Below are 26,409 nucleotides of genomic sequence, written 5' to 3'. Positions count from 1 at the left end.
AACGACCGCCTTCCGCCTTGATTCCGGGCGTCCCGGCCACACCTCACCGCGCAGCACGGGAGGTGTCGATGGGGACGTTCAAGGCCTGGGTGGTCGACAAGGGCGAGGCCGGCCAGAGCCTCGCCTTCAGGGATTTCGACGACGCCGACCTGATGGACGGCGACGTCACCGTGCGGGTGACGCACTCGACCCTGAACTACAAGGACGGCCTCGCGCTCACCGGCAAGTCGCCGGTGGTGCGCCGCTTCCCGATGATCCCGGGCATCGACTTCTCCGGGATCGTCGAGACCTCGGACCATCCGGAATACAGGCCGGGCGACGCGGTCGTGCTCACCGGCTGGGGCGTCGGCGAGACCCATCTCGGCGCCTACGCGCAGCGCGCCCGGGTCAAGGGCGACTGGCTGGTGCCACTGCCTCAGGGACTCACGGCCGAGCAGGCCATGGCGGTGGGCACCGCCGGCTACACGGCGATGCTGTGCTGCATGGCGCTGGACGCCCACGGCGTGACGCCCGAGCACGGTCCGGTGATCGTCACCGGCGCCTCGGGCGGCGTCGGCTCCGTCGCGGTGGCGCTCCTCGCCCGGGCGGGCTGGCACGTGATCGCCTCCACCGGCCGGGACGGCGAGTCGGACTACCTGAAGGGGCTCGGCGCGGCCGAGATCCTCGACCGGGCCGAACTGTCGAAGCCCGGCAAGCCCCTGGGCAAGGAGCGCTGGGCCGCGGGCGTCGACGCCGTCGGCTCCACGACCCTCGCCAACGTCCTCGCCATGACCCGGGCAGACGGCGCCGTCGCGGCCTGCGGGCTGGCGCAGGGCATGGACCTGCCGACCTCGGTGGCGCCCTTCATCCTCCGCGGCGTGTCGCTCCTCGGCATCAACAGCGTCACCACCCCGCAGCCGAAGCGCCGCGCGGCCTGGGCGCGCCTCGCCCGCGAGCTCGACCTCGGCAAGCTCGCCGCCATGACCAGTACGGTCCGCCTGGAGGAGGTCGGCCGGCTCGGCGACGAGATCCTGGCCGGCAGGGTCCGTGGCCGGACCGTGGTGACGGTGGCGTAGGTCCGGCGCCCGTCAGGCGGCTTTCCGGGCCTGGAGCAGGTAGCTCATCGGCAGGAGCCGGTCGGCGGCGAGCACGTCGCAGGCCGTGCTGCTGATGTTGTCAGGAAACTCCCGGAACCGCTCGATCGCGAGGCCGGCACCAATCAGGCTCTCGATCAGCATCCCGACGGGATGGGCGAACCAGTAATGCGGTCCGACCCGCGGGGCCGGCCCGTCGCCGTACACGATGGCGTCCTCGCCCACGAACGGCGCCGTGCGGAAATAGGAGTGCCGGACCAGGAGCGGCTGCTCCGCCCGCGGCTCGAACATGTTCACGACGGGATGCTCCTCGTGGACGAGGATCCGGCCGCCCGGGCGCAGGAGACGCGCCGCCACGGCGAGGAAGCGCGGCAGGTCGGGCATCCAGCCCAGCACGCCGATGGTGATCACCGCGAGGTCGAAGGCGCCGTCGTAGCGCGCCTCGATCGCGTGCACGTCGCCCGCGACGAAGCGGCAGTCGCGCCCGGCGATGCCGGCGAGCTCCCTGGCCTGAGCGAGGAACGCCTCCGACTGGTCGAACCCGGTCGCCGACCGGGCGCCGAGATTCATCAGCGACACCGTCTCGCGCCCGTTGTTGCAGCAGAGCTGCGCGACGGAGGCCCCGGCGAGCCCGATCGCCCGCAGGGCCGCCTCCATCGGCGGGTCGAAGCAGGAGAAGCCGGGATCCTGCGCGAAGGACCGCGTGAGCCGATCCCACGACGGGTCGTCCCGGTGCAGCGGCGCGGAGGCATCCCAGGCCTGGCGGTTGGCGGCGACGGCCTCGGCGGCGGACAGGGACGACATCGACGGCTCCGGGTGTTTCGCCCGAGAGTCTAGCGAGCGGTGCCCGTCCCGCGCCAATGCGAAAACGCCGGGCCGGCCGAAACGCGGTCGCGCGGGAACCTTCGCCGTACCTCGCGTGTTGGCGTCTTTATGAGCGTCGCATTCGTCAAAGAGCCCGAGGGTGGGGAAGCGTTCGAGAATCTGCCGGATCGGCCGATCTCGCCGCACACGAACTTCGTCACGCCGGAGGGGCTCGCGCAGATCGAGGCCGAGGTCGCGCGTCTGGAAAAGGAGGTCGCCTCGCTGGACCCCGCCGACAAGGCGGAGGATTCCCGCATCGGGCGCGACCTGCGCTACTGGGCGGCCCGGAAGAATACCGCGCAGCTCGTGGAGCCCAAGGGTGGCGACACCGTGCAGTTCGGCTCCACCGTCACGGTGGTCCGCGAGGACGAGTCCGGCAAGGAGACCCGGCAGACCTTCCGGATCGTCGGCGAGGACGAGGCCGACCCGCACAAGGGCTCGATCTCGTACGTGGCACCGCTGGCCCGGGCGATCACCGGCAAGACGATCGGTGACGTGGTCGAGGTGAACGACCACGAGGTCGAGGTGGTCGAGATCCGCTGAGGCGGGTCATCGCCCCTCGAAGCGCGCCCGCAGCGGCAGCAACGCCTCGGCGACGTGCTCCATGAAGGCCCGGACCCGCGCCGCGTGGCGCAGGTCCGGATGCGTCAGGATCCAGAGATCTGCCCCGAGTTCCGGATGCGGCCCGGACAGGCGTCGCAGCGCCGGGTTGACGTCGGCCGTGAAGCAGGGGAGCGGGCCGATGCCGAGGCCCGCCTCCACCGCCGCCTCCAGGCCCATCACCGCGTTGATCCGGAGGCGGACGCGGTCGGGCGGCGCCCGGGCCTCGACGAACCGGGTGAGCATCCCTCCCGCCACCACCGGACCCGGGCTGATCCAGTCCTCGCGGGCCAGGTCGCCGTAGGTGCGATCGGCTCGTCCGTAGACCGCCCAGGCGGTGAGGGCGAGTCGGCGCCCGACCAGGGTCTCGCTCGGCTCCCGGCTGATCCGGATCGCCACGTCGGCGTCCCGGCGCGAGAGATTCAGCGTCGCCTCGGCGAGGATGAGCTCGATCCGGATCTCCGGGTAGCGCGCCGCGAAGCTCGCCAGCATCGGCATCAGCAGCTCGGCGGCGAAGCCCGCCGGCGCGGTCACCCGCAGCTCGCCGGAGGGTGTCTCGCCCTGTCCCGCCACCGCGCGGGAGAACCGTGCCACGTCCAGCTCGATGCGCCCGGCCGCCTCGATCATCGCCTGCCCGGCGGCGGTCGGCACGTAGCCCGTGCGCAGCCGCTCGAACAGGCGCGCGCCGAGCCGCGCCTCCAGGGCGGCGAGGCGCCGGAACGCCGTCGAGTGATTGATGCCCAGTTCGGCCGCCGCCGCAGTCAGGCCGCCCCGATCGGCCACCGCCTTCACGAACCGGAATTCGTCCCAATCGAGCGCCACGCCCCGAACCTTGCATCTGTGCAAGATCAGTCTTGCATGTCGGCGCATTCTTGCAAGGCGGCAAATGCGCGATGCAGGGGCCATCCGCCGGCCGACGATTCGGTCGGCCGTCCGACACGCAGGAGAGACCATCCCATGGCGAAGGTTCTGGTGCTGTACTACTCGACCTACGGTCACGTGGAGCAGATGGCCTACGCCGTCGCCGAGGGCGCCCGCGAGACGGGGGCCGAGGTCGTCGTCAAGCGCGTGCCCGAGCTGGTCCCGGAGGAGGTCGCCCGGCAGAGCCACTTCAAGCTCGATCAGGCGGCGCCGGTCGCGACCGTCGCCGAGCTCGCCGACTACGACGCGATCATCTTCGGCACGCCGACCCGCTACGGCAACATGGCCTCGCAGATGAAGCAGTTCATCGATCAGACCGGGGGGCTCTGGATGAAGGGCGCCCTGGTCGGCAAGGTCGGCTCGGTCTTCACCTCCACGGCCTCCCAGCACGGCGGCCAGGAGACGACGCTGACGAGCTTCCACACGGTGCTGTTCCACCACGGCATGGTGGTGGTCGGCCTGCCCTACAGCTTCCAGGGGCAGGCGGGCGTCGAGGCGGTGAAGGGCAACACGCCCTACGGCGCCAGCACGATCGCGGACGGCGACGGCTCCCGCCAGCCGAGCGCCGTCGAGCTAGAGGGCGCGCGGTTCCAGGGCCGCCACGTGGCGGGCATTGCCGCCAAGCTGGCCCGAGACTGAGAAGCCAAGAAAAAAGGCTCGGATTGCTCCGAGCCTGAAAGGAAAAAGGCCATTGGGGGCTGAGAAGGCCTTCGTGATCAGTAAACGGATCAGGCCGAACTCTGTTCCGCGGCCGGCGAAAAATTCTCCGCCGTCAGCGGGGCGCGGCCGCCCGGGCGAGGCGATCTCGGATCGCCTCGCCGAGCCCGTCCTCGGGGATCGGCGCGACCGCGATGGTCTCCGCCCCCGAGGCGTCGAGGTCGCGCAGGGCGCCGAACAGCCGGGAAGCGGCCTCGGCGAGATCGCCCGCCGGGCTCAGGTTGACGCTGGCCCGCGCGAGTTCGTGATCCGCCGGGAGATGCGAGCCGAACAGCAGGACCGCCTCGCCGGGTGCGATCCGCACCGCGTCGAGCCGGACCCGCGCCCGCGGTGCGTAGTGCGAGGCGAGCATGCCCGGGCCCGCCGGCCGGTCGGCATCCGCCGCCGCGGGCGCTGCCGGATCGAGGCCGAGCACCTCCCGGAGCGCCGCCCGGGTGACGCCGCCGGGCCGCAGCAGCCGCGGCGTGCCGCCGAGGCAGGCCACCACCGTCGACTCGACGCCCACCGGCGTGTCGCCGCCGTCGAGCACCGCGGCGATGCGGCCGGCGAGATCGTCGAGGACGTGGGCGGCCCGGGTCGGGCTCACCCGCCCGGAGCGGTTGGCCGAGGGCGCCGCGACCGGCCGCCCGGCCTCGGCGAGGAGCGCGCGCGCGAGCGGGTGCGCCGGAACCCGCAGGGCGAGGCTCGGCAGGCCGGCGCGGGCGAGGTCGCAGACCCGCGTGCCCGCGTGCGCCGGGACCACCAGGGTGAGGGGGCCGGGCCAGAAGGCCTCCGCGAGGCGGCGCGCCGGCGCGTCGAAGACCCCCTCCGCCAGGGCCGCCGCCGCGTCGGGCAGGTGCGAGATCAGCGGGTTGAAGCGCGGCCGCGCCTTGGCGGCGAAGATGCCCGTCACCGCCCCGGGGTCGGTTGCGTCCGCCCCGAGCCCGTAGACGGTCTCGGTGGGGAAGGCGACGAGGCGGCCAGCCCGCAGGAGAGCGGCGGCCTCCGCGAGGCCGGCCGCGTCGGCGGTGAGCCGCCGGGTCGCGGCCGGGACCGTTGACCCGGGATCGTTCATGCGGGAAGCCGTCTCCGAGGTCATGGCGGTGCGAGCCCCGCGCGCCTATCCTCGCCCCGCCCTAGCGCCGGTGCGCGGGCGCGGTCAAACCCGCCGCGGATCGAACGCGCGGGCGGGTCGCCACACGGGAGGATCGTATGAGTTACCGCGCCCCGGTCCGCGAAATGCTCTTCACGCTGCGGCACGTGGCCGGGCTCGACGCGGTCGATCCCGACGACGCCGAGGCGATCCTGACCGAGGCCGGGCGGATCGCCGCCGGCGTGATCGCGCCGCTCAACCGGGTCGGCGACCGGCACGGCACCCCCTTCGCGGACGGGCAGGTCACCACGCCGCCCGGCTGGCGCGAGGCCTACCGCACCTTCACGGAGGGCGGCTGGAACGGGCTCTCAGCCGAGGCCGACCACGGCGGCCAGGGCCTGCCGAAGCTGATCGAGGCCGCCTGCACCGAGATGTGGAACGGCGCCAACCTCGCCTTCGGCCTCTGCCCGCTCCTGACCCAGGGCGGCATCGAGGCGCTCGCGGCCCACGGCTCGGACGACCTGAAGGCGCGCTACCTCGCGAAGCTGGTCTCGGGTGAATGGCCCGCCACCATGAACCTGACCGAGCCGCAGGCGGGCTCCGACCTCGCCCTCCTGCGCACCCGGGCGGTGCCGGCGGGCGACGGCACCTACCGGATCACCGGCAACAAGATCTACATCACCTACGGCGAGCACGACCTCGCCGACAACATCGTCCACCTCGTCCTGGCCCGGCTGCCCGACGCGCCCGCCGGCACGCGGGGCATCTCCCTGTTCCTGGTGCCGAAGGTGCTGCCGGACGGCACCCGCAACGACCTGCGCTGCTCCGGCATCGAGCACAAGCTCGGCATCCACGCCTCGCCGACCTGCTCGATGGCGTTCGGCGACGGCGGCGGCGCCACCGGCTGGCTGATCGGCCAGGAGAACAAGGGTCTGGCCTGCATGTTCACGATGATGAACGCGGCGCGGCTCAATGTCGGCCTGCAGGGCGTCGGAATCGCCGAGGCCGCGACCCAGCGGGCGCTCGCCTATGCGCAGGAGCGCCGCCAGGGCAAGGCGGTGGGCGCCGCCGAGGCGACCAGCCCGATCGCCGCCCATCCGGACGTGCAGCGCATGCTGCTCACCATGAAGGCCTCGACGGCCGCCGCCCGCGCCATCTGCTACCTCACCGCCGCGGCCCTCGACGCGTCGAAGGGACCGGAGGGGCAGGCGGCCCTGGACCGCGCCTCGCTGCTGACCCCGGTCGCGAAGGCGTTCGCGACGGACCTCGCCAATGAGGTGACCTCGCTCGGCGTGCAGGTCCACGGCGGCATGGGCTTCGTGGAGGAGACCGGCGCGGCGCAGCTCATGCGCGACGCCCGCATCCTCGGCATCTACGAGGGGACCAACGGCATCCAGGCCATCGACCTCACCGCCCGCAAGCTGCCGCTGAACGGCGGGGCCACCGCGCGGTCGCAGATCGCCTGGATGCGCCGCGCCGCGGAGGGACTGCTCAAGGCCGGCGACCCCGCCTTCGGCCACATGGCGGCGCGGCTGCGCGACGGGATCGGCAGCCTCGACCGGGCGACGAGCCACCAGCTCGCCGCGCTGAGCTCGAACCGCCCCGAGGCGGCGCTCGCCGGCGCGACGCCGTACCTGCGCCTGTTCGGCCTGACGCTGGGCGCCGCCTGCCTCGCCCGGGGCGCGCTCGCCGCGAGCGCCGCCCGGAAGGCGGGCGAGACGGTTCCGGCGCACGCGGCCCGCATCGCGCTCGCGCGGTTCTACGCCGAGAACCTCTTGGTGGCCGCCTCCGGCCTGGAGCAGGCGGTGGTCGAGGGCGGCGCCTTCACGGACGACGCCGCCCTGGCGCTGGCGGTTTGAGGAGCGGATCATGGCCGAACCCGTCACGATCGACGACCTCGCGGGCGGCGTCCGCCTGATCACCCTGAACCGCCCCGAGAAGAAGAACGCCCTCACGGGCGCCATGTACGACGCGATGCGCGCGGGCCTGGCGCAGGCCGACGCGTCGGACGCGGTCGGCGCCGTGGTCTTCGCCGGGCAGCCCGGCATGTTCAGCGCCGGCAACGACCTCGCCGATTTCATGGGGCATGCCGGTGATGGATTCAGTTCCTCGCCGGCGCTGGCCTTCATCCGCCAGCTCGTCCGGACCCGCACCCCGATGGTGGCGGCGGTCGACGGGATCGCGGTCGGCATCGGCGCGACCCTCTGCCTGCACTGCGACCTCGTCTACGCGAGCCCGGCGGCGCGCCTGCGCATGCCCTTCGTCGAGCTCGGCCTCGTGCCGGAGGCGGCGTCGAGCTACCTGCTGCCCCTGCGGGTCGGCCGGCTCCGGGCGACCGAGCTGCTGCTCCTGTCCCGGCCGCTCGAGGCCGACGAGGCGCAGGCCCTGGGCCTCGTCAACGCGGTGCTGCCCGCCGACATGCTGGTCGAGCAGGCCATCGCGCAGGCCGCGCGCCTCGCCGCCCTGCCGCGCGGGGCGCTGACGGCGTCCCGGGCACTGATCCGGGGCGACCAGGCGCAGGTCGAGGCGGCCCTGGAGGCTGAGGCGAAAGCCTTCGACGCGCAGCTGCGCTCGCCCGAATCCCAGGAGCGGCTCGCCGCCTTCCTGTCGCGGTCGAAGCCCGCCGCCTCGGCGTGAGCCCGCCCGACCTCTCCCAGAAGATCTGCCTCGTCGCGGGCGCGTCGCGGGGCGTCGGCCGGGGCCTCGCCCGGGCGCTGGGCGAGGCGGGGGCCACGGTGATCGTCACGGCCCGCTCCAGCGAGACCGGCCCGCGCACCGAGATGCGCGCGGAGGCGATCGAGGACACGGCCCGCGCGGTCGACGCGGCCGGCGGGCGCGGGCACCACTACCTGTGCGACCACCGCTCCGAGCGGGCCACCGACGCGCTGGTTCACTGGGCGCTGCGCCGGTTCGGGCGGATCGACGTCGCGGCCTGCAGCGTGTGGAGCGGCAACGAGGGCTACGACGGCGAGCGCTACCCGGACGGGGCCGGCTGGGGCACGCCGTTCTGGCGCCGCTCGGCGGAGCCGTACATCGGCCTCCTCGAGGCCGGGCCGCTCCCGGCCCTGCTGCTCGCCCGGGCGGTCGCCCCCGCCATGGTGGCGGCGCGGGCCGGGCTGCTGGCGCTCGTCTCCTTCGGGACCGAGGATTACCTCGGCGACGTGTTCTACGATTCCGCCAAGGCCGCGACCAACCGGCTGACCCTGGCCTTCGCCCGGGAACTCGCGCCCCACGGCGTCACCGCCCTCGGCCTCTCGCCGGGCTTCGTCGCCACCGAGCGGGCGCGCGATCTCGGCCAGGAGCAGCACGCCACCGAGAGCCCGCTCTACGCCGGCCGGGCGCTCGCGGCGCTCGCCGCCGACCCCGACATCGCCGCCCGGGCGGGCGCCGTGCTGCATGCCGGCGACCTCGCGCGGATCTACGGCTTCACCGACGCCGATGGGACGCGGCCGGAGCGGTTCCGCGTCGGGCCGTGACAGGCCGTGACGGGCCGGGACGATTTTGGCGGGACCTGTCGCCCGAATGGCGCAGCCCCGCGGCAAACGGGCCGGATCCGCCCCGGGACCCGTCGGCGGGGTTGATTCGCGGGGCCCGGACGCGCGTCCTGTCGGGATCGGCGGCTCCGATTGCTGCGGGAGCGAAAAACGGCCTTAATTCGCCCGCAGGTCAGGGGAGCGATCCTGTACCCGCCCCGATCTCCGGTCGGGCCGGGACCGTGCGTGTGAACGAGGGAAACTGGCATGTCGGAAGCGAACACGGCCCCGCGCGTGCTGATGGTGTTCCCGAAGTTCTACGAAAACTCGATGTGGAACTTCAAAGAGGCCATGGAGCTGCAGGGCGCCCGCGCGCCGGCGCCGCCGCTGGGCCTCATCACGCTGGCCGCGATGCTGCCGCCGGCCTGGCAGGTGACGCTCGTCAACCGCAACTGCGAGGAACTGACGGACGCACAGATCCAGGCCGCCGACCTCGTGATGACCGGCGGCATGCTGCCCCAGGAGCCGGACTGCCTCGTGGTCATCGACCGCTGTGTGGCGCTCGGAACCCCGGTCTGCGTCGGCGGCCCGGCCCCGACCTCGACGCCGGAGGTCTACGACAAGGCCGACTTCCTGGTGCTGGGCGAGGCCGAGGGCATTCTCGACAAGTTCGTGGCCGCCTGGGAGGCCGGCGAGCGCCGCGGCCGGCTCACGGCCGAGAAGTTCAAGGCCGACGTCACCAAGAGCCCGATCCCGCGCTTCGACCTGCTGACCTTCAGCCACTACCTCTACATCGGCGTCCAGTTCTCGCGCGGCTGCCCGTTCACCTGCGAGTTCTGCGACATCATCGAGCTCTACGGCCGCGCCCCGCGGACCAAGACCACGCCGCAGATGCTGGCGGAGCTCGACCGGCTCTACGGCCTCGGCTACCGCGGCCACGTCGACTTCGTCGACGACAACCTGATCGGCAACAAGAAGGCGATCAAGCTGTTCCTGCCGCACCTGATCCGGTGGCAGGAGGCGCACGGCTACCCGTTCAAGTTCTCCACCGAGGCCTCGCTGAACCTCGCGGACGACGACGAGCTGCTCGGGATGATGCGGGACGCGAATTTCTTCGCCCTGTTCACCGGGATCGAGACGCCCGACGAGGCGACGCTGATCCAGACCCAGAAGAAGCAGAACACCAAGCGGTCCATCGCCGACAGCGTGCACAAGCTCTACGAGCACGGCATGTTCGTCACGGCCGGCTTCATCGTCGGCTTCGACACCGAGAAGGACAGCATCAGCAAGGCGATGTCGCTGTGCATCGGCCAGACCGGCATCCCGATCGCCATGGTCGGCCTGCTCTTCGCGCTGCCGAACACGCAGCTCTCGCGCCGCCTGCGCAAGGAGGGCCGCCTCTACGAGAACTACGCGGCGACCACCGCCGACCAGGGCGACCAGTGCACGCAGGGCATCAACTTCGTGACCCTGCGGCCGCAGCGCGACGTGCTGGCCGACTACCGCGACGTCCTCCAGGAGATCTACGACCCGCCGAACTTCTTCGACCGGGTCCGGGTGGTCGCCCGGCGGGTGAAGCGGCCGAAATTCGTCGCCCAGAAGCTCAACTGGGGCCACATCGCCCACGATCTCTACTCGCTGCTGCGGGTGTGCTGGCGGATGACCGTGCGGCGTCCGGAACTCGCCAAGCACTTCTGGAGCGTGTTCCTGGAGACTGCCCGCCGCAACCCAGCCGCCCTGGAGGCCGTGGTCACCAACATGGTGATCTACCTCCACGTCTACCCGTTCTCGCGCTACGTCATCCGCGAGATCAACGGCCGGATCGCCGACCTCGATGCCGGCCGCTGGGTGCAGCCGCCGATCCTGGCGCCCGAGGCGGAGACCTGCAAGGCGCCGCCGGTCGGCAAGGTGGTGGCCAAGGCCGAGGTCAAGCACCTCGCCGCGGTGGCCTGAGGGATCCGCGGCGAGGTGCTTGCGGGCTCGGCCGATCATCGCTAGCTGACCCGCCGCGAGGCCACGTCCTCCCCCCGCCACGCGGGGCACAAGTCCGGGACGGCCCGGCCCTTTCGGGAGGGCCGCCGTGGCCTGGATCTATCTCGTCACCGCGGGCGTGCTGGAGGTCGTCTGGGCCTTCGCGATGAAGCAGTCGGAGGGCTTCACGCGCCTCTGGCCGACCGCCATCATGGCCGTGTCGATGGCCGGCAGCGTCGGCTTCCTAGCGCTGGCCATGCGCACGCTGCCCCTGGGCACCGCCTACACGATCTGGACCGGAACCGGCGCGGTCGGCGCCTTCCTGGTCGGCATCGCCGTGCTGGGGGAGCAGGCGAGCGCCAGCCGGATCCTCGCGGCCGGCCTGATCGGCTCCGGGCTCGTCCTGATGAAGCTGTCGAGCCCCGGCTGAGCCTGAGGCCGAGCCTCAGGCCGCGCGCACGGTGTGCAGGAAGGCGTCGATCTCCCGGCGCAGCTCAGCGGCCTCCTCCGAGAGACTCGACGCCGAGGCCAGCATCCGCGTGGCGGCCGTGCCGGTGTCGTCGGCCGCCCGCGCCACCGCGTCGATCGTCCCGGTGACCGCGCCGGTCCCGGACGCCGCCTCGGCCACGTTCCGGGCGATCTCCCGGGTCGCCGCGCCCTGCTGCTCGACGGCGGCCGCGATCGAGGTCGCCACCCCGTCGATCTCGCGGATGCGCGCCGTGATCCCGTCGATCGCGTCCACGGTCTGCCCGGTCGCGCCCTGGATACGGCCGACCTGACCGGCGATCTCTTCGGTGGCCCGGGCGGTCTGGGCGGCGAGCTGCTTCACCTCGCTGGCGACCACCGCGAAACCGCGCCCCGCATCGCCGGCGCGGGCCGCCTCGATCGTGGCGTTCAGCGCCAGCAGGTTCGTCTGGCCGGCGATGTCGGTGATGAGGCGCACGACGTCGCCGATCCGGCCCGCGGCGGTGCTCAGTTCCTGCACGAGGCCGGCCGTGTCGCCGGCCTGGACCACCGCGCTCCGGGCGAGTTCGGCGGACCCGTCGACCTGGCGGCCGATCTCCTGCACCGAGGCGCCGAGTTCCTCCGCGGCCGCCGCGACCGTGCCGACATGCTGGGCGGCCTCCTGGGCGGCGCCCGCCACCGTGGCCGAGCGCTCCGCGGTGTGCGTGGCCGTGCCGCTCATCGCCTCGGCGTCGGCCCGCAGGCCGAGGGCGGCGTCCGCCACCCGGGCCAGCACGCCGCCGACCGCGGCCTCGAAGGACTCGGCCATGGCGTGGACCGCGCGCCGGCGCTGCGCCTCGGCGCCGTCCCGCGCCAGGGCGGTCTCCCGCTCCAGGGCACGGGTGTGGATCAGGTTGTCCTTGAAGACCTGCACGGCCGCCGCCATCGCGCCGATCTCGTCGCGGCGCCCCGTATGCGGGACCGGCACGGTCTCGTCGCCCTCGGCGAGGCGGCCCATCGCGCCGGTCATGCGCTCGATGGGGCGCGCGATCCCGAACAGGGCGAACAGCATCGCGGCCGCCGCGACCGCGAGGCCGACCACCGTGGCGATCAGCGCGATCAGCTTGGCCCGCGTCGCCGCCTGCACGGTCTGGGTGACGTTGGCCTCGGTCTGGCCCCGCGCTGCCGCGATCGACTCGGTCAGGCTGGCCACCGCGGCGTCGTTCTGCGCGCCCGTCGCGGGATCCAGCACGAGCGCGAGGGCGCCCGGCTGATCGCCCGCGATCATCAGCTCGACCACCTGCAGCTGGACGTTCTGGTAGGCGTTCCACGCATTGGTGAAGCGCTCGTAGATCGCCCGGGCCTGCGGGCTCGTCAGGCGGTCCTGATAGGCTTGCCGGAGGCCGGACAGCTCGCCGAGGGCGTCGGTCAGGGCCGTCTGGTTCCTGTCCAGGGCCGCGGCGTCGGGCGAGGCCACCGCGAGGCGGTAGAGGCGCAGGCGCGCGTCCCGCACGGCCGTCCCGATGGCCTCGGCCTGGTTCTGCACGGGCAGGGCCTGCTGCGAGATGGCCGCGGCGTTCCGCTCGATCTCCGACAGGCTCACGACGCTGGCGATCCCCTGGCCCACGGCGGCGAGGGCGAGCAGGCCGATGGCACCGGCGAGGATCGTCTTGAGGGAGAAGCGCATGGGAGGTTCCGTCTACGCGGCCGCGCCGCGCCTTCAGGCCCAACCATGCTCCCGTGGAGGTCTTAAGATTCTGTCGGCTCTATATCGGCGTTTGTTGTCAGAGCCACTTCTTCCACCGGAAGAAGAAGTAGGGAAATACCGCCGCCACGACCATCATGATCAGCGCCATCGGGTATCCGAAGGCGAAATCTAGTTCCGGTATGGACTTAAAATTCATGCCGTAGATCGACGCGATCAGGGTCGGCGGCATGAAGACGACCGCCATGACCGAGAACAGCTTGATGATGTTGTTCTGCTCGAGGTTGACGAGCCCCAAGGTCGCGTCGAGCAGGAACTGGATCTTCGTCGACAGGAAGGTGGCGTGCTCCTCGAGGGACTGAAGATCCCGCAGGGTCGAGCGCACGTCCTCGCGCAGGTCGCGCGGGGCCTTGTTGGTCCGGTAGGTCGCCGACAGCGAGAGCAGGATCCGCTCCATTGAGACGAGGCTCTCGCGCTGCTTGGAGATGAGATCGCCGTGCCGGCCCAGCGCCCGCAGCGTGTCCTGCAGCGCGGTGTTGCGGGCCGAGGGGTCCTCCTGCACTTCGAAGATCTTGCCCGACAGGCGGTCGATGCGCTCGCCCTGGAGCTGCAGCACGTCGGCGGCCCGGTCGATCACCGCCTCGATCAGCCCGGCCAGGATCGATTCGCCCGAGGGTGTCGAGGCGCCGCCGTTGCCCATCGAGCGCCCGGCGCGCTGCGTGTACATGCGGAAGGCCTGCGGCTCCTCGTGGCGCACCGTCACCAGCCGGTTGCCGCGCAGGATGAAGGTGATGCCGGCCAGCCCCGGCTCCTCGGCGTCGCTGACCTTCGAGAGCACCCGGCCGGTCATGTAACGGGCGCCGTCCTCGACGTAGAGCAGCTCCGAGGGCTCGATGTCCTTCATCTCCTCGCGGGTCGGCACCTCGATGCCCGCGAACGACTCGACCTTCAGTTCCTCCTCGCGGCTCGGGCGGATCAGATCGAGCCAGACCGTGTCCTCGGGGATCGTGTCCTGGAGATCGATGACGCGGCGCTCAAGCAGCGTGGCTCCGGCGCCGACGGCGGGCTGGTGGATGAAGATCACGTACGGGTCTCGGATGCGGATCGGTCACGGGACAGCGCGGGGCCGCAGCCCGCATCCGGCACCGCGACGGTCGATGCAAGCTGTGCCGCGGATGTGGCGCTGTTTTCTGACGCTTCCGTGACATCGCGGCCCGCCCCGTCAGAACAGCTCGATGTCGGGCGCTACCGGGTCGAGGGCTTGGTCGACGACTTGGTCGAGGGCTTGGGCGTCGACGCGGCGCTGGATCTGGGTGACGTAGCGCGCCCGCGCGGTCTCGAGGATCGCCGCCGGCGCGCTCGCCCGCCCCGGCCCGGTGCCGATCAGTCGCCGGCGCAGGCCGTCGAGGCAGAGCTGCAGCGCCGCGTTGGCGGCATCGACCGCCTCGATCTGCTGGCGGACGACGTCCTGGAACTGAACTTGGCCGAAGACCGACAGCACCTCGTCGCCCACCGCCGCATTCTGCGCCTTGACCTCGGCGAGGTCCGTCCGCGCCATCCCGAGGAGGACCCGGGTGGTCGTCTCGGCGATCCCGCCGAGTTCGGCCATCAGCGCGCGGAGGCGCTCCTGCTCGGTGCGGGTCGCGTCGTCCCCGCGATCGGCGATCAGCACCCGGCTGATCGTCTGCTGCGCGTCCGCCACCTGCACGCGCGCCTCGGCCATCGCGGTCTGGGAGGTCTGCGCGAGATCCTGGAGCTCCCGGGCGATGACCCGGAAGCCGGCTCCGTGGGCCCCGGCGCGGGCCGCCTCGATGTTGGCGTTGAGCGCCAGCATCCGGGTCGCCGCCCCGACCTTCTCGAGGCTGAGGATCAGGGCATCGAGCCCGCGCATCTGCCCGACGGCCACTTCGACGGTGCCGCGTTCCTCGCGGGTCTCGTTCAGGCGCCGGTCGAGATAGGCGCCGAGGGCCGCCGCCAGGGATTGCAGCGCGGCGTCGCTCTGCTCGGCGAAGCCGACGATGCGGTCGTGCGCGCCGCCGATGCAGGCGGCGCTGCGCGCCTGGGCGGCGTCGAGCCTCTGCAGCGAGGCGAGGATCGCGGCGGCGGCCGCCTCGGTCTGCGCGACGATGCTGCGCAGCTGCTCGCCCGTCACGGCGAAATAGGGGTCGAGGTCGCCGAGATCCCGGGCCACGGCCTCGGCGCAGGCCGCTCCGTGCGCCGGGGCGGCCGCCGGTTCGGCCCGAAGCGTGACCGCCATCGGCGGGGCATCCGGCTCGACCGCGCGGCAGGACGGTTGCAGCCCGCGGGTCACGAGGCCCCCGCAGAGCGCGGCGGCGGCCGCGAAGAGGAGCTGCGCCGGCTGCGCGATCCCCAGGATCAGCGGCACGGCCCCGACCGCGCCGCCGGCCGCGGCACTGAGCAGGAGCGTCCGCAGCTCGGTCTTCGCGGAGGGACGGGCAGCAATCTGCATCGCGGGAACGGTCATTCGGTCGGAAACGGTGGCGCGGGGCCGGGCGAGGCCGAGGCCCGCGGAGCGGGCTTCAGCGGAGAGGGGGCGCCCGGATCAGGCGGCGCGGCGCTGAATCGCGGGGGCGACCTGTGTGAGGACCTGCAGCAGCTTGTCGGCCTGGACCGGCTTCACCAGCCAGCCGGTCGCCCCCGCCTGGCGCGCGCCGTCGCGCTTCTCCTGCTGCGATTCCGTCGTGAGAACGAGCATCGGCGTGAAGCGGGTCGGCGCGAGCTTCCGCAACTCCTGGATCAACTGGACGCCATCCATGCCGGGCATGTGGAAGTCCGTGATCACGAGGGCCGGCTTCAGGCCTGCCTTGACCTTCGCGAGTGCCGTCTCGGCATCGGCAGCCTGTTTGGTTTCATATCCCGAACTGCGAAGTATTCCTGACATGCTTGAAAGAATGGTCGGTGAGTCGTCCACCAGTAATATCGTATTCATCTCTCGCTCTGAACTCCATGTCTGTGCGAACGGCTAAGTTTTAATCGTTCCAATCTGCCCGGCAATGCATTTTTCCATGACTTGGTCGCATAACAGCTCAAAGTCCTGCACCGCCCGCGCACGGGGCTTCACGTACCGAACCGGCCGTCCGCATCCGAAGGCCTCCGCCAGAGCGATGTCCGTGCGGATCCCAGCCAGGAGGCGCTCCCGGCCGAACCGGCTCGCGAGCTGCTCGACGGCCTCCCGCTGCATCGTGATCCGGAGATCCACCTGCACCGGCACGATCGAGAGGCCGCGCAGACCGGGATTGAGGCTCGTCGCCACCCGGAAGAACGCGCGCGCGAACTGCCCGACGCCGTCCACCGCGAGGTGGCTGAGCTGTGTCGGAACCAGGACGTGGTGCGCGCTCGCCAGGGCGCTGATCAGCAGGGCGTCGGCCGTCGGTGCGGTGTCGATCAGGATCACCGCGTAATCCGTCGCCAGGGACTTCAGCGCCGCCGCGAGGCCGAGGGGCGCGACAGCGCCGTCGGGGCCCGAGAAGCCGCGATCGGCCGGCAGCACGTCCACGTTCGGCACGGCGGTGCGCCGCACGGCGCGCCCGAGATCCGTCACCCCGGTGCCGCGGAACAGGTCGTGCACCGTCGGCTCGCCGGGCCTCGCCCGCACGCCGAAGCCGAGGCCGGCATGGCCCTGGCTGTCGAGGTCGACGAGCAGCACCCGCCGGCCGCCCTCCGCCAGGCTTGCGGCGAGATTCACGGCCGTCGTGGTCTTGGCGGTGCCGCCCTTGCGGTTCGCCACGGCGAGGATGCGCCCGGTCCCCGGCTCGGTCATCCGCGCTCGGCCTCCGCGGCGCCTTCCGCGGCGGCCTCGGGCAGCGCGGCCAGGCAGGCCGCCGGCACGGCTCCGGCCGGCCGGCCGCGGAGGGCGGGTGCCGCGACCATCAGCACCTGGAGGACCGCCGTGTGGAGCCACGCCGCGCCGGTGAGGTCGACGACGGCCTCCGGGGTGGCGCGCAGGATATCGAGCAGCGGCTCGGCATCCTCGACCGGGCAGTGGCCCGAGAGCCGGATGCGGGCGCCGCTGTGTTCGAGGGCCATCAGAGCAGATCCGACAGGTTGAGGACGAGGAGAACCCTTCCGTCGCCGAGGAGCGCCGTCCCGGAGAAGCCCGCGAGGCCGGCGAGGAGACCGTCGAGGGGCCGCACGATGACCTCCATGCGCTCGCGGAAGCCGTCGACCACGATGCCGACCCGCTCGCGTCCGACACGGGCGACCATGACGGCCTCCTCCTCCGGCGGCGCGTCCGAGGCCGCCGGGAGGCCCAGGCTGTCGGCGAGCCGGATCAGGGGGATCATCGCGTCCCGCAGGACGAAGGTCTCGCGCTGCTTGATCCGGTGGATCTGGTCCCGCGGAACCTTCACGGTCTCGGCCACCGCGTCCATGGCGACCCCGTATTGCTGGCCCCGCGCCACCACGGTGACGATGCGGGTCACCGCCATGGTCAGGGGCAGCTGCACGGTCACGCAGGTGCCCGCGCCCGGCTGGCTCGCGAGCCAGACGTCGCCGCCCGCCCTACGCACCGCGCTGCGCACGACGTCCATCCCGACGCCCCGCCCCGAGAGGTCCGAGACCTGATCCCGCGTCGAGAAGCCGGGCGCGAAGACGAGGTTGACGAGATCCTCCGCGGTCATCTGGGCGGCCTGATCCGGGCCGATCAGGCCGCTGCGCAGCGCCTTCTCGCGGACCGCCTCCGGGTCGATGCCGCGGCCGTCATCGGCCACCTCGATGATGACGTTGTCGTTCTCCTGCCGCGCCGCGAGCCGCAGGGTGCCGCGCGCCGGCTTCCCGGCGGCGATCCGGATCGCGGGGGTCTCGATGCCGTGATCGAGGGCGTTGCGGACCATGTGGATCAGCGGGTCGGCGAGGCTCTCCAGCACGTTCTTGTCGGCCTCGGTCTCCTCGCCCAGGATCACCAGCTCGACCTCCTTGCCGAGCTTGCGCGTGATGTCGCGGACGAGCCGGGGGAAGCGCTGGAAGACCTGGCTCACCGGCATCATGCGGATCGCCATGACGCCGACCTGCAAGCTCTGGGCGATCCGGTCGATGACCGCGTACTGCTCCTTGATCTCCCGACCGAGCTGGCGCGAGCCGCTGACCTGCTCGACGCGTCCGGCGAGATAGGCGAGCCCGTTCTTGGCGACCGTCAGCTCGGCCGCGAAGTTCATCAGGGCGTCGACCTTGCCCTGCTCGACCCGCAGCATGCGCGCCGAACCCTTGGCGTCGGGGCCGGATCCCTCCGGGGCATCGCGCGGCTCGGTCGCCGGCGGCGGGGCCGCGGTGGGCCGCGGCGCGGGCTCTCCGGAGGGTGTCGGCATCGGCGGTGCGGCGGCCGCGCCGCTCGCCGCGCCGCGGAGGACGGCGCCGAGGGTCTCGGTGGCGCCCGCGCGCTCGGCCCAGGGCTGCTTCCAGGGCGGCGGCCCGGCCGGGCACCAGATGCGGCAGGCAGCGCCGCACCACCGTGCGCACGGACTCGAACCGGCCCTCCGCGACGGCCGGGTCCGTCGGCACGGCCAGCATCTCGGCCTGCGCGGCGAGGATCGCCTCTGCCTGCTGGCGCAGGGCGAGGTCCGGGGCGGGCGCCTCTGCGGGCGGCCGATCGGTCGGCGGCGAACCCGAGGCCGGCCGCGGGCCGCCGAGGTCGGCGGCGAGGCGGCGCAGCGTCTCGGTCTCCGCCGTGGCGGCCAGCGCCGCGATCCAGCGCAGGGCGCAGGCCTGCCGGGTCCCGGCGCCGACGATCCCCAGCAGGGCGGCGGCGGCGGCGGCGAGGTCCGCCCGGGCGTCCTCGGCGAGGAGCGTTCCGGCCCGCGCGGCGAAGTCGCCGAACACCTCGGCCTCATCCTCCGTCCCGGTCAGGACGATCAGGTCGTCCGGCCGGATCGCGCCGACCCGGACCTGATCGGCGACGTAGCGCAGATGATCGGCGACCGCCTCGGCGTCGGCGACGCACAGAACCTCGAAGCGGAGCCAGCTCAGCACCGGATCGCAGGTTTCCGGCGACGGAGTTGCGGCGCGCGGCCGTACCCGCAGCGCGACGAGGCCCGGGGCCTGCGCCACCAGATGGGCCGGGTCGTCGCCGCGGAAGAAGCAGGTCTCGTCGGGCTCGTAGTGCCAGGCGGTCAGGGGGGCGCCCGAGGCCGCGGCGCGCCTCCAGGCGGCCTGCCGGTCCGCCTCGGGTAGGTCGGCGAGCCAGTCCGGCGGCCCGTAATCGGCCCGCGCGACGGTGGCCTCGATCGCCGCGGGGAGCCACGCCCGCAGGGCCGTCACCCGGCCCGCCATCACGGCGTCGGCGTCGTCCGGCAGGACCGCGCGGCTCTCCAGGACGTCGATCCAGTGGCCGACCAGATCGAGGCTGTCGAGGAGCCCGTCCACGATGGCGGGTTCCAGGACGAGCGTGCCGGCCCGGACCTCGACCAGAAGGTCCTCGGCCGCGTGGACCAGATGGGTCAGCGGCGCGATCTCGAACAGGCCGGACGTGCCCTTGAGGGTGTGCACCGCCCGGAAGACGTCGTCGAGGGACTCGGCGCCCGGCGACTTCTCCAGGGCCAGCATGCCGCTCCCCGCGCGCTCCAGGAGCTCGCGGGCCTCGGGAATGAACTGGGCGAGCAGGGCGTTGGTCACGGTGCGGCTCCGGCCATCACGGTGGCGACCGCGACGAGGGCGTCCGGGCGCACCGGCTTGACGAGGTAGAGGTTGGCGCCCGCCGCGAAGGCCCGCGCGCGGTCGGCGCTGGCGCTCTCCGTGGAGATCATCACGGCCGGCACCGCCTGGAGCTCCGGCATGGTCCGGCCCTGCCGCAGGAAGGCGTAGCCGTCCATCTTGGGCATGTTCACGTCGACGAGGACCAGGTCGAAGCCCTCGGCGACGGCCTTCTCCAAGCCCTCGTAGCCGTTCACGGCCTCCTCGACCGCGAAGCCGGCCTCTTCCAGCACGTCGCGGTAGTACAGGCGCACCGTGGTGGCGTCGTCGATGACGAGGATCCTGGCCATGTCAGGCCTCCGCGCTCAGGGGCTTCTGGTAGACGATCGCCTCCGCGAACTTCCGGAGGTCGAACAGCGCGGAGATCCGGCTCATCGACTCGGAATGGCCGAGGCAGACGAAGCCGCCGGGATCGAGCGCCTCGTAGAGCGTCTGGGCGGCGCCGCGGCGGGACGCGTCGTCGAAGTAGATCAGCAGGTTGCGGCAGAACACGACGTCGAAGCCCCGGAACTGCCGGGTCGAGAGCGGGTCCGAGAGGTTGACCTGCGCGAAGGCGATCGAGTCGCGGATGTCCGGGATCACCTCGTGGGCGCCCTGCACCCGCCGGGTGTAGCGCTCCAGGGTCGCCCGGGGGACGTGCTGGACCGCGCGGTCGCCGTAGAGGCCGCGCTTGGCTTGGTCGAGCACGGCGGTGTCGATGTCCGAGGCGACGATCTCGATGTCGTACCGGTCGACCTCCGGCCACGTGTCGAGGAGCTGGAAGGCGATCGAGTAGGGCTCCTCGCCGGTCGAGCAGGGCACCGACCAGATCCGCACCGGCTCGCCCGGCCGCTTGCGCCGGGTGACCTCCGGGAGGATCGACCGGACGAGGCAGCGGAACTGGTACTCCTCGCGGTAGAAGTAGGTCTCGTTGACGGTCATCAGGTTGACGAGCGCCTGGAACTCCTGGCCGCTGGCCTGGAATCGCAGTGTGTTGAAGTAGTCGCGGAAGACCGGCAGCGCACTCGCGAGCATCCGCTCCTGCAGGCGCTTGTCGACGAAGTAGCGCTTGTTGTCGGCGAACATGATGCCGGTCTTGCGGTAGAAGAAGTCGCGGAAGCGGACGAAGTCGGCATCGGTGACGACGGGCGTCGGCGGCGGGAACGGTGCGGTCATGCCGGCCGCCGGTCAGGTGATGCGGCGGCAGGCGGCCCTGGCCGCGAAGCGCAGGAACGGCGCGTCGGGGAAGCGGGCGGCGGCCTCGATCTCCGGCACCATCTCGGGCGTGCCGATCTCGGCGAGCACGTCGAGGGCGGCGGCGCAGACGTTGACGTGCTCGTCCTCGGCCAGGACCCGGCGGGCGTAGGTCGCGGCCGCCGGGTGGCGCAGGGAGACCAGCACGTTCACCGCGAAGATCCGGCGGTCGCTGTCGGGATCGGCGAGGGCCCGCTCGAGGGCGCCGAGCACCGCCGCGTCCATCTCCTGCAGCGTCTCGATCGCGGCGTTGCGCAGCCAGACGTCCTCCGAGTCCAGCAGGCCGAACAGGCGCTCGGCCGCCGCCGGGGTGCCGATGCGGCCGAGGGCGCCGAGGATCGCCTCGCCGACGCTCCGGTCCGCCTCGCGGGCGAGGCGGTCGGCCAGCAGGCCGGCGGCGTCGGGATCGGCGGCCAGGCGATGGGCCGCGTCGCGGCGCCCGGCGGCCGTCGGGCCCTCCAGGGCGATCCGAGGATCCTCCGGGGCTTCCGCCGGCGCGGGGAGGGCGGGGTGCTTGCGGACCAGGGCCATGTCAGTCTCGGTGTCGATCTCAGGACAGCCAGCCGACGAGCTGGGCCGGGATGGAGCGGGCGGGCAGCGTCAGGGTCGCGCCGCCGAGGCGGATCAGCTCGGCCGGCATGCCGAACACGACGGCGCTCGACTCGGCCTCCGCGATGGTGCGGCCGCCGGCAGCCCGCAGGGCCGCCAGGGCGGCGGCGCCGTCGTCGCCCATGCCGGTGAGTTCGACGCCGATCAGGGCTTCGGGCAGCAGGTGATCCCGGGCGCTGCGGACGAGGCGGTCGACGCTGGGGTGCCAGCGCAGGGCCGGGTCGCTCGGGACGGTGGCGACCGCGAGCCGGCCGAGCCGGCGCTCGATCACCACGTCGGCGTCGCCCCGGCCGATGTAGACGCGGCCCGCCGCGAGGGGGACCGGGGCGGTCACCTCCACCACCCCCAGGGCGCAGAGGCGGTCCAGGCGCTGGGCGAAGGCCCCCGTGAAGGAGCCCGGCATGTGCTGGGCGATCACGACCGGCCAGGGCAGGTCGGCCGGAAGCTCCGGCAGGATCTCCTCCAGCGTCCGCGGTCCCCCGGTCGACACGCCGATCAGGACGCAGCCCTCCACGCGGGCCGCGGTCCGGGGCGCCGGGCGGCGCTTCGCGATCTCGCCGCGCCCGCGCCGGACCCGGTCGAGGAGGCCGCGGGCGCGGCCGGGCTTGGCCCGGGCCGCGACGCGGACCTTGGCGACCATCTCGTCCCGGACCTCGCCGATGTTGAGGGAGACGGTGCCGCCGGGCTTCTCCACGTAATCGACGGCGCCGAGCTGCATCGCCTCCAGGGTCACGGCGGCGCTCTCGCGGGTCAGCGACGAGACCATGACCACCGGGCGCGGGCGCGCCGCCATGATCTCGCCGAGGCAGGTGAGTCCGTCCATCTCGGGCATGTTGATGTCGAGGGTGACCACGTCGGGCTCGAAGCTGTCGATCTGGTCCAGGGCGTCGCGGCCGTTGCGCGCCGTGCGCACCTCGAACTGGCCCGTCTCCTCGAAGATCAGGCGAAGGTGTTTGCGCATCAGGGCGGAGTCGTCGACGATCAGGAGCTTGGGCATGGCGGGTTGCGTGGCAGGAGCGGCCTCGGACCGGGCCCGGAGACGGCGGCTCAGGCCGCCTGCAGATCCGCGACCTCGTGCCGGCTGAGGAGCCGGTCGACGTTCACCATCAGGATGATCCGCTTGGCGGCGGCGAGGTTGGCGACCCGCTCCACGGCGCTGTCGTCGTCCTGCGCGAGGTCCGGCGCCGGCACGATGGCCGAGCGGGGGATCTTCAGGACCTCCGAGACCGAGTCGACGATGAAGCCGGTCCGCACCCCCGCGATCGCGAAGACCATGATGCGCTGGCGGTCGTTGCGCGCGGCCTCCGGGAGCCGGAAGCGGCGGCGCTGGTCGACCACCGGCAGCACCGCCCCCCGCAGGTTGACGATGCCCTCGATGAAGCCGGGCGTCCGCGGCACGTGGGTGAGCTGCTCGGGGACGCGGACGATCTCGTGCACGGCGTCGATCGGCACGCCGTACTCCTCGTCTGCCAGGCGGAAGACGACGAACTGCTCCTCCTCGTCGGCGCGCGTCGGCGCGGTCGCGGTCTGACGTTCCTGCACGGGGCCCTCCTCTGCGGCTCCGAGGCCGGCGAGGCCGGCGAGGCCGCCGGCGATCCCGGTGGTGGCGAACAGGCGGGCGGCCGACAGGATCGAGACCAGCCGCCTGCCGCCGCCGAGCCGGCAGATCGCCTCGACCTCGCGCAGCGCGTCGCCCTGCGCGAGCAGGTCGGGCAGCGGGTCGACCACCGCGCGGGGCACCCGCAGCACCTCCTTCACCGTGTCGGTGACGATGCCGACGGAGCCGGCGGATTCCCGGGAGGCGACCACCACGATCCGGTTCTGCTCTCCCAGGGGCACGCTCGGCAGCCCGAACAGCGCCCGCAGGCTGACCAGGGGCAGCAGCCGGTCGCGCAGGTTGATCACACCGATGACGTGGCGCTCGGCCTTCGGCAGCTCGCTGACGCGGTCGGGGACCTGGACGATCTCCTGCACCTGCTCGATCGGCAGGGCGTATTCCTGGCCCGCGAGCTCGAAGGACACGAGCTGGATCTCGTCGGAGAGCCCGGCCTCGCCCTCCGGCCGCGCCGAGGCCGCGCCGCCGGCCTCGATCGGCCCGACCGCGTTCCGTCCGCCCGACCCGCCCTCTGCGCCGGCGCGCCCGGACCCGCTGCGCTGCAGCAGGCGCCCGAGATCGATGATCAGCACGATGCCGGCCGGCCGCTTGATCACGCCCGCGAGCAGCTCGGTCGCCGCGGTGGCGGTGAGGCCGTCGGTCCCCTCGATCTCCCCGGGCTCGGCGGTGATCACGCTCGCCATCCGGTCGACCACGAAGCCGGAGGTCGCGCCAGCGCCGCCGCCGTCGCCGGACCCCTGGCCGACCACGACCACCCGGGCGGCGTCGTCGTGGACCCGGTCGGGCAGCTCGAACAGCCGCCGCAGGCTCGCCACCGGCAGGACCGAGCCGCGCAGGTTGGCCAGTCCCACCAGGGCGGGGGGTGCCAGGGGAACGTCGACCATGTCGGGCAGGCGGATGATCTCCTGCACCTCCGCGAGGGGCACCGCGTAGGTCTCGTGGGCGACGTGGAAGGTCACGAACTGGAGCGCGGAGGCGGTCTCCGACCGGTCGGTCGCGGCCGAGGCTGAGGCGTCGTTGGACATGGCGGGCTCCGGGCTGAGCAGGATTCGGGTGGGGCCGTCCCGGCCGGGCGCGTCTCAGTCCTGGTTCTGGAGTTCGTCGGCCAGCGACGCGACCTCCTCGATGGCGGCGGCGAGTTCCTCCGCGCCGTTCGCCTGCTCGCGGGCGGCCTGCTGCGCCTCGTTCACCGCCTGGCCGCCCTGGCGGGCCGCCGTGGCGATCTGGTCGACGCCGCGCTTCGCCTCCTCGACGTTGCGGATGATCAGGTCGGCGCCCTGGAGGATCTGCCGGTTGCCGTCGAGCACCACGCCCATGTCGTCGGCGGTGGTCTCGAGGTCGCGGGTGATCGCCCGGTTCTTCTCGACCTCGGCGGCGGCCGCCGCGGAGATCGCCTCCAGGTCCCGGCGCACCACCACGATCTGGTCCTGGATCGCCTTCACGAGGTCCTTGATCCGCTCCGCGTTCTCCGAGGAATCCCGGGCGAGGTTGCGGATGTCGGTGGACACCACCATGAAGCCCTTGCCGAACTCGCCGGCCCGGGCCGCCTCGATCGAGCCGTTCACCGCCAGCATGTTGGTCTGGATCGCCACCGTGGTGATCGCGTCGACGATCTTGTCGATCTTCCGGCTCACCTGCTCCAGGGCGTTGATCTGCTCTCGGCTCCGGTCGGTCTCCGCGAGGGCGTTGCCGACGCCCGCGACCAATCCGTCCACCGCGGCCCGGTCCTCCTGAAGCTGGCTCGTGATCAGGCCGCCCTTCTCCAGGGCGTCGCGTGCGCTGTCCTGGGCGAGGAGCGCTCCCTTCTCGATCTGCGCGATCGCGGCCGCCGATTGCTGCGCGGCTGCCGTCTGCTACTGGGCGCCCCGGTCGATCTGGTCGAGCGCCGTGGTGATCTGCGCGGCGGCCCGGTTAATCTCCTCCACCGCCGAGGACAGCTCCTCGGCCGCCGAGGCGACCTCCTCGGCGCTCTTGCCGACGTCGGTGGCGTTCTTCAGCTCGTCCGCCAGGGTCGCGAGCTCGGTGGCAGCCTGCTCGCTCTCCCCGAGGGCGGTGGTCTGCTGCTCGATGGTCTTGAGCGATTGCTGGCAGGCGGAGGATTGCTCCTCGGCCGCCGCCGCGATCAGCTCGGACCCCTTCTGCGCCTCGACCGCGGCCTTCTCAGACTCGATGGCCACCCGGGCGATGGTCTCGGCGCCGCGCATGATCTCGACCACGGCCTGCCGCACCGCCTCGAGCTGGGCGGTGATCGTCTCGCCCCGCGCGACCTCTTGGCGCGCGCCTTCGGCCGCGCGGTTGATGCCCTCGGCGATGACCTTCACGTCTTCCTGGATCCGGCCGATCAGCGCCTGGATCTCCTGGGCGCTGCGCTCGGAGGTCTCCGCCAAGGTGCGGACCTCGTCGGCGACCACCGCGAAGCCCTTGCCGTGCTGGCCGGCCCGGGCCGCCTCGATGGCGGCGTTCAGGGCCAGGAGATTGGTCTGGTCGGCGATGCGAGCGACGGCGCGGACGATGTCGCCGATATTGGCCGCCTGCCGCTCCAGCTCGACGATCAGCGTGACCGAGGCCGCCTGACGCTCGGCCGCCGTGGCGATCGAGCCGACGCTGAGCCGGATCTGCTGGCTCACGCCGGCGATGAGTCCCTGGAGCGCCTCCGATTTCTGGCGCGAGGTCTCGGCCTCGGTGCGGGCGGTGCCGATCGCCTCCGACACGGTCGTGACGGCGCGCTGCGACTGCTCGGAGGCCCCGGCCGCCTCCTCGGCGCCGGCGGCGATCTGCTCCATCGCCTTGCGCAGCTCCTCGGCCGCCGACGAGGCCTCGGCGACGCCGCTGGCGAGCTGGGTTGTCGCCGCCGCGATGCGCTCCGCCGCCTTCTGCTGCTTGGCGAAGGTCCGGGCCTTGCGCCGGCTCTCCTCGTTGAGGCGCCCGAGCTGGCTCAGACTGGCCGGCTCGCCCTTCCGGACCTGCGCGTGCGATCCCGACAGGGCGGCTTTCTTCACGAGGGCCATGGCGGCGTTTCCTTCACTTGAAGTCGCGGCTGTACGTCGCCGCCCCCAGGCTAGGACCCGCGACGCGCAAGTCTTACGAAGCATCAAGTTGCGAATCAATAAACGAGAACACGATTTTTGAGCAATGATCCGCTCTAAGGACCGCCGTATCCGTGAATATGAAGATCAATATTTGGAGTATATCTACAAAAAGACTGGCTTGAAGATAGGATATTGGATTATGAAGATGGATATATTTGCAACCAATATGGAAATATGCGCTGGCAACAATCCTGTTCGCCGGTCGCTGCTGTATCGAGCCGGCGGTTTGGCCAAGCCCCTCGGCGGACCCGCGGGGCTCGCAGGCCGGAGCGAGCGCGATCTGAAGTTCCGCGCCGCCCGAGGTCGCGCCGAAGGGAG

At 72.4% G+C, this 26,409-nt stretch carries 26 protein-coding genes; 9 read left to right on the top strand and 17 right to left on the bottom strand.

Going from position 1 to position 26,409, the window contains the following annotated elements; translation table 11 throughout:
- Positions 1-68: 68 nt before the first annotated feature.
- Complete coding sequence (locus BM314_RS24660; RefSeq protein ID WP_091980888.1) at positions 69-1,055, top strand: acrylyl-CoA reductase (NADPH); 987 nt, start codon at positions 69-71, stop codon at positions 1,053-1,055.
- A gap of 12 nt (positions 1,056-1,067) precedes the next feature.
- Here the strand turns inward: BM314_RS24660 and BM314_RS24655 are convergent, their stop codons facing one another.
- Positions 1,068-1,877, bottom strand: a complete 810-nt coding sequence (locus tag BM314_RS24655; RefSeq protein ID WP_091980886.1) for a class I SAM-dependent methyltransferase — start codon at positions 1,875-1,877, stop codon at positions 1,068-1,070.
- 129 nt (positions 1,878-2,006) lie between these two features.
- On the opposite strand from BM314_RS24655, the gene greA reads away from it, so the two are divergent.
- On the top strand, positions 2,007-2,480 hold the full coding sequence (gene greA, locus BM314_RS24650) for a transcription elongation factor GreA (RefSeq protein ID WP_091980884.1): 474 nt from the start codon (positions 2,007-2,009) through the stop codon (positions 2,478-2,480).
- Between the two features lie 6 nt (positions 2,481-2,486).
- Here the strand turns inward: greA and BM314_RS24645 are convergent, their stop codons facing one another.
- Positions 2,487-3,359 carry a LysR family transcriptional regulator gene (locus BM314_RS24645; protein ID WP_091980882.1) on the bottom strand — a complete coding sequence of 291 codons (873 nt, stop codon included), beginning with the start codon at positions 3,357-3,359 and terminating at the stop codon, positions 2,487-2,489.
- Positions 3,360-3,494: 135 nt separating this feature from the next.
- Here BM314_RS24645 and wrbA point away from each other — a divergent pair, with 135 nt between their 5' ends.
- On the top strand, positions 3,495-4,097 hold the full coding sequence (wrbA, locus tag BM314_RS24640) for an NAD(P)H:quinone oxidoreductase (protein ID WP_091683025.1): 603 nt from the start codon (positions 3,495-3,497) through the stop codon (positions 4,095-4,097).
- A gap of 133 nt (positions 4,098-4,230) precedes the next feature.
- On the opposite strand, the gene BM314_RS24635 is transcribed toward wrbA, so the two are convergent.
- A complete protein-coding gene (locus BM314_RS24635) occupies positions 4,231-5,229 on the bottom strand; it encodes an L-threonylcarbamoyladenylate synthase (RefSeq protein WP_091980902.1) in 999 nt (332 codons plus the stop codon).
- A 137-nt stretch (positions 5,230-5,366) separates the two neighbouring features.
- Here BM314_RS24635 and BM314_RS24630 point away from each other — a divergent pair, with 137 nt between their 5' ends.
- The 5 genes from BM314_RS24630 to BM314_RS24610 all read left to right on the top strand — a co-directional run bounded on the left by BM314_RS24630 (position 5,367) and on the right by BM314_RS24610 (position 11,121).
- Entirely contained in the window at positions 5,367-7,106 is a 1,740-nt protein-coding gene (locus tag BM314_RS24630) for an acyl-CoA dehydrogenase (RefSeq protein WP_091980879.1), read from the top strand.
- Positions 7,107-7,116: 10 nt separating this feature from the next.
- Complete coding sequence (locus tag BM314_RS24625) at positions 7,117-7,884, top strand: enoyl-CoA hydratase-related protein (protein ID WP_091980877.1); 768 nt, start codon at positions 7,117-7,119, stop codon at positions 7,882-7,884.
- Positions 7,881-8,723 carry an SDR family NAD(P)-dependent oxidoreductase gene (locus tag BM314_RS24620; RefSeq protein WP_056526302.1) on the top strand — a complete coding sequence of 281 codons (843 nt, stop codon included), beginning with the start codon at positions 7,881-7,883 and terminating at the stop codon, positions 8,721-8,723. Before BM314_RS24625 ends, BM314_RS24620 begins: the two co-directional genes overlap by 4 nt.
- Positions 8,724-8,987: 264 nt before the next feature.
- Entirely contained in the window at positions 8,988-10,673 is a 1,686-nt protein-coding gene (locus BM314_RS24615; RefSeq protein ID WP_091980875.1) for a B12-binding domain-containing radical SAM protein, read from the top strand.
- Positions 10,674-10,800: 127 nt separating this feature from the next.
- Positions 10,801-11,121: a DMT family transporter gene (locus tag BM314_RS24610; RefSeq protein WP_091980872.1), complete on the top strand. Its 321-nt coding sequence runs from the start codon at positions 10,801-10,803 to the stop codon at positions 11,119-11,121.
- Positions 11,122-11,136: 15 nt separating this feature from the next.
- On the opposite strand, the gene BM314_RS24605 is transcribed toward BM314_RS24610, so the two are convergent.
- The 7 genes from BM314_RS24605 to BM314_RS24575 form a co-directional block, all read right to left on the bottom strand.
- Entirely contained in the window at positions 11,137-12,822 is a 1,686-nt protein-coding gene (locus BM314_RS24605; RefSeq protein WP_091980870.1) for a methyl-accepting chemotaxis protein, read from the bottom strand.
- Between the two features lie 97 nt (positions 12,823-12,919).
- Positions 12,920-13,924, bottom strand: a complete 1,005-nt coding sequence (locus BM314_RS24600) for a magnesium transporter CorA family protein (RefSeq protein WP_012320756.1) — start codon at positions 13,922-13,924, stop codon at positions 12,920-12,922.
- Positions 13,925-14,062: 138 nt separating this feature from the next.
- Positions 14,063-15,310 (bottom strand): methyl-accepting chemotaxis protein, encoded by a 1,248-nt coding sequence (locus BM314_RS24595; protein WP_107684795.1) that lies wholly within the window; start codon positions 15,308-15,310, stop codon positions 14,063-14,065.
- A 93-nt stretch (positions 15,311-15,403) separates the two neighbouring features.
- A complete protein-coding gene (locus BM314_RS24590) occupies positions 15,404-15,772 on the bottom strand; it encodes a response regulator (protein ID WP_091980867.1) in 369 nt (122 codons plus the stop codon).
- Between the two features lie 51 nt (positions 15,773-15,823).
- A complete protein-coding gene (locus tag BM314_RS24585) occupies positions 15,824-16,621 on the bottom strand; it encodes a ParA family protein (RefSeq protein ID WP_091980865.1) in 798 nt (265 codons plus the stop codon).
- Positions 16,618-16,887, bottom strand: a complete 270-nt coding sequence (locus tag BM314_RS24580; RefSeq protein ID WP_042672513.1) for a hypothetical protein — start codon at positions 16,885-16,887, stop codon at positions 16,618-16,620. Before BM314_RS24580 ends, BM314_RS24585 begins: the two co-directional genes overlap by 4 nt.
- Positions 16,887-18,050, bottom strand: a complete 1,164-nt coding sequence (locus BM314_RS24575; protein ID WP_210187355.1) for a chemotaxis protein CheA — start codon at positions 18,048-18,050, stop codon at positions 16,887-16,889. Before BM314_RS24575 ends, BM314_RS24580 begins: the two co-directional genes overlap by 1 nt.
- On the opposite strand from BM314_RS24575, the gene BM314_RS30020 reads away from it, so the two are divergent.
- Positions 18,049-19,026, top strand: coding sequence for a hypothetical protein (locus tag BM314_RS30020; RefSeq protein WP_170868171.1), 978 nt, complete (start codon positions 18,049-18,051; stop codon positions 19,024-19,026). The two genes, BM314_RS24575 and BM314_RS30020, sit on opposite strands and share 2 nt — an antisense overlap.
- Positions 19,027-19,463: 437 nt before the next feature.
- Here the strand turns inward: BM314_RS30020 and BM314_RS24565 are convergent, their stop codons facing one another.
- From BM314_RS24565 to BM314_RS31055, 7 genes are all read right to left on the bottom strand, one after another.
- A complete protein-coding gene (locus tag BM314_RS24565; RefSeq protein WP_091980861.1) occupies positions 19,464-19,835 on the bottom strand; it encodes a response regulator transcription factor in 372 nt (123 codons plus the stop codon).
- Position 19,836: 1 nt separating this feature from the next.
- Positions 19,837-20,700, bottom strand: coding sequence for a CheR family methyltransferase (locus BM314_RS24560; protein ID WP_091980859.1), 864 nt, complete (start codon positions 20,698-20,700; stop codon positions 19,837-19,839).
- Between the two features lie 12 nt (positions 20,701-20,712).
- A complete protein-coding gene (locus BM314_RS24555; RefSeq protein WP_091980857.1) occupies positions 20,713-21,309 on the bottom strand; it encodes a HEAT repeat domain-containing protein in 597 nt (198 codons plus the stop codon).
- Positions 21,310-21,328: 19 nt separating this feature from the next.
- On the bottom strand, positions 21,329-22,384 hold the full coding sequence (gene cheB, locus BM314_RS24550) for a chemotaxis-specific protein-glutamate methyltransferase CheB (protein WP_091980855.1): 1,056 nt from the start codon (positions 22,382-22,384) through the stop codon (positions 21,329-21,331).
- 50 nt (positions 22,385-22,434) lie between these two features.
- Entirely contained in the window at positions 22,435-24,027 is a 1,593-nt protein-coding gene (locus BM314_RS24545) for a chemotaxis protein CheW (protein WP_091980853.1), read from the bottom strand.
- A gap of 54 nt (positions 24,028-24,081) precedes the next feature.
- The gene (locus BM314_RS31060; protein WP_244540026.1) at positions 24,082-24,717 is read right to left on the bottom strand and encodes a methyl-accepting chemotaxis protein; all 636 of its coding nucleotides are present in this window, start codon (positions 24,715-24,717) and stop codon (positions 24,082-24,084) included.
- Between the two features lie 138 nt (positions 24,718-24,855).
- Positions 24,856-26,010 (bottom strand): methyl-accepting chemotaxis protein, encoded by a 1,155-nt coding sequence (locus tag BM314_RS31055; protein WP_244540025.1) that lies wholly within the window; start codon positions 26,008-26,010, stop codon positions 24,856-24,858.
- Positions 26,011-26,409: the final 399 nt, after the last annotated feature.

The sequence above is a fragment of the Methylobacterium sp. 13MFTsu3.1M2 genome (assembly GCF_900112625.1).
Classification (GTDB): domain Bacteria; phylum Pseudomonadota; class Alphaproteobacteria; order Rhizobiales; family Beijerinckiaceae; genus Methylobacterium.
The sequence above is the reverse complement of the archived record's forward strand: the minus strand, read 5'-3'. Positions and strand labels throughout refer to the sequence as shown.

What these genes read in the sequence shown, in the direction of transcription:
- BM314_RS24660 (WP_091980888.1), top strand. Translation starts at nt 69, where the DNA reads ATGGGGACGTTCAAGGCCTGGGTGGTCGACAAGGGCGAGGCCGGCCAG.
- BM314_RS24655 (WP_091980886.1), bottom strand. Translation starts at nt 1,877, where the DNA reads ATGTCGTCCCTGTCCGCCGCCGAGGCCGTCGCCGCCAACCGCCAGGCC.
- greA (WP_091980884.1), top strand. Translation starts at nt 2,007, where the DNA reads ATGAGCGTCGCATTCGTCAAAGAGCCCGAGGGTGGGGAAGCGTTCGAG.
- wrbA (WP_091683025.1), top strand. Translation starts at nt 3,495, where the DNA reads ATGGCGAAGGTTCTGGTGCTGTACTACTCGACCTACGGTCACGTGGAG.
- BM314_RS24635 (WP_091980902.1), bottom strand. Translation starts at nt 5,229, where the DNA reads ATGAACGATCCCGGGTCAACGGTCCCGGCCGCGACCCGGCGGCTCACC.
- BM314_RS24630 (WP_091980879.1), top strand. Translation starts at nt 5,367, where the DNA reads ATGAGTTACCGCGCCCCGGTCCGCGAAATGCTCTTCACGCTGCGGCAC.
- BM314_RS24625 (WP_091980877.1), top strand. Translation starts at nt 7,117, where the DNA reads ATGGCCGAACCCGTCACGATCGACGACCTCGCGGGCGGCGTCCGCCTG.
- BM314_RS24615 (WP_091980875.1), top strand. Translation starts at nt 8,988, where the DNA reads ATGTCGGAAGCGAACACGGCCCCGCGCGTGCTGATGGTGTTCCCGAAG.
- BM314_RS24605 (WP_091980870.1), bottom strand. Translation starts at nt 12,822, where the DNA reads ATGCGCTTCTCCCTCAAGACGATCCTCGCCGGTGCCATCGGCCTGCTC.
- BM314_RS24595 (WP_107684795.1), bottom strand. Translation starts at nt 15,310, where the DNA reads ATGCAGATTGCTGCCCGTCCCTCCGCGAAGACCGAGCTGCGGACGCTC.
- BM314_RS24585 (WP_091980865.1), bottom strand. Translation starts at nt 16,621, where the DNA reads ATGACCGAGCCGGGGACCGGGCGCATCCTCGCCGTGGCGAACCGCAAG.
- BM314_RS24580 (WP_042672513.1), bottom strand. Translation starts at nt 16,887, where the DNA reads ATGGCCCTCGAACACAGCGGCGCCCGCATCCGGCTCTCGGGCCACTGC.
- BM314_RS30020 (WP_170868171.1), top strand. Translation starts at nt 18,049, where the DNA reads ATGCGCGCCGAACCCTTGGCGTCGGGGCCGGATCCCTCCGGGGCATCG.
- BM314_RS24575 (WP_210187355.1), bottom strand. Translation starts at nt 18,050, where the DNA reads ATGCTGCGGGTCGAGCAGGGCAAGGTCGACGCCCTGATGAACTTCGCG.
- BM314_RS24565 (WP_091980861.1), bottom strand. Translation starts at nt 19,835, where the DNA reads ATGGCCAGGATCCTCGTCATCGACGACGCCACCACGGTGCGCCTGTAC.
- BM314_RS24560 (WP_091980859.1), bottom strand. Translation starts at nt 20,700, where the DNA reads ATGACCGCACCGTTCCCGCCGCCGACGCCCGTCGTCACCGATGCCGAC.
- BM314_RS24555 (WP_091980857.1), bottom strand. Translation starts at nt 21,309, where the DNA reads ATGGCCCTGGTCCGCAAGCACCCCGCCCTCCCCGCGCCGGCGGAAGCC.
- cheB (WP_091980855.1), bottom strand. Translation starts at nt 22,384, where the DNA reads ATGCCCAAGCTCCTGATCGTCGACGACTCCGCCCTGATGCGCAAACAC.
- BM314_RS24545 (WP_091980853.1), bottom strand. Translation starts at nt 24,027, where the DNA reads ATGTCCAACGACGCCTCAGCCTCGGCCGCGACCGACCGGTCGGAGACC.
- BM314_RS31055 (WP_244540025.1), bottom strand. Translation starts at nt 26,010, where the DNA reads ATGGCCCTCGTGAAGAAAGCCGCCCTGTCGGGATCGCACGCGCAGGTC.